This window comes from Vibrio sp. Vb1337 (assembly GCF_033338715.1).
Classification (GTDB): domain Bacteria; phylum Pseudomonadota; class Gammaproteobacteria; order Enterobacterales; family Vibrionaceae; genus Vibrio; species Vibrio alginolyticus.
This window is the reverse complement of sequence record NZ_JAWOTD010000176.1, coordinates 1-1,188: the sequence shown is the minus strand read 5'-3', so window position 1 is coordinate 1,188 and position 1,188 is coordinate 1. Positions and strand designations below refer to the sequence as shown.

General features: G+C 43.9%; 2 protein-coding genes. One reads left to right on the top strand and one right to left on the bottom strand.

The features are described 5' to 3' along the window. A partial coding sequence (locus R7E42_RS24820; RefSeq protein ID WP_318073206.1) for an exodeoxyribonuclease VII large subunit occupies positions 1 to 668 on the top strand: 668 nt, incomplete at its 5' end. A gap of 21 nt (positions 669 to 689) precedes the next feature. Here the strand turns inward: R7E42_RS24820 and R7E42_RS24815 are convergent. Further along, on the bottom strand, positions 690 to 914 hold the full coding sequence (locus R7E42_RS24815) for a zinc ribbon domain-containing protein (RefSeq protein WP_005460239.1): 225 nt from the start codon (positions 912 to 914) through the stop codon (positions 690 to 692). Positions 915 to 1,188 lie beyond the last annotated feature (274 nt).

Sequence of the window (1,188 nt, the reverse complement as noted above, 5' to 3'; positions counted from 1 at the left end):
GACATGACGATTGCCGATTTTGTTGCCGATGTGCGAGCTCCTACTCCATCAGCTGCGACATGACGATTGCCGATTTTGTTGCCGATGTGCGAGCTCCTACTCCATCAGCTGCCGCTGAACTGGTTAGCCGTGACAACAGCCATACAGATCAATCGCTTGTAGCGAAACAGCATAAACTAGCTAGTGCGATGCGCTACTACTTAGCGCAGCAAAAACAGCAATCTGCGCAACTTCTGCATCGCTTAGAACGCCAACATCCAAGTTATCAGTTGCAGCGTCAGTCACAGCAACTCGATGAGCTGGATATGCGTTTGCGTAGAGCTATGCAGCGCTTCATCGATACACGTCAACAAGCCGTTGAGCGTAAACACCACCGTCTGCAATTAAACTCTCCTGTTAAACACTTAGCACAACAAAAGTCGAGACTTGAACGTGTTGAGCACAAGCTATTGGACGCAATGGATCGAAAACTACTGACGATGCGTCATCAGTTAGCGATTGCGGCAGAGCAGTTAGATACCGTCAGTCCCCTAGCGACACTCAAGCGTGGTTACTCCATCACGCAAACGGAGCAAGGTAAGGTCGTTACAAGCGCAGATGATGTAAAAACGGGCGACCTTTTAGTCACCCGTTTGGCTAATGGTGAGATTCACTCTACCGTTAGTTAGCCGACTTTAAAATGAGCTTAGTCAGCTGATTTTCTGAAACTCAAATCGCACACGAGATTTAGATTTGAGTTCATTACAGGTATTGCAGAAATAATTCGCAGCCCCACAAGCCTGAAGCTTTTCTAACTCAGCACCACAGTCCGGACAAAAACCTACTTTTTTGAAATCGGATTCACATTGGCCACAATGGTATTGGCCAGTCCATTCTAGTTCTACTTCGCAATCTGGACATTTGTTCTGTTGCATATCTCTCACCTTACTGTTTCACTCGCTCCAGTATTCACATTTTCTAACCGCTAACCTTGATGTATATCACCATATGCAAAGGAATGGGTTTACTTCACGAGAAGCTTACTTTAGGAAAGATCTTATTCTGATCATCGGATATTTACCATTTGATCAGCGATCACCCCCTAAAAGAATATTTATATAACCACACACCGAAAGCATAAGTTACATATTCTGCATTCCAATTTAAAGAAGCATAAAACACCAAAATAAAATTCAAAAAAAGAAAAAA

Excerpts from the sequence above, each read along its gene's own strand:
- R7E42_RS24815 (WP_005460239.1), bottom strand. The coding sequence starts at position 914 with ATGCAACAGAACAAATGTCCAGATTGCGAAGTAGAACTAGAATGGACT.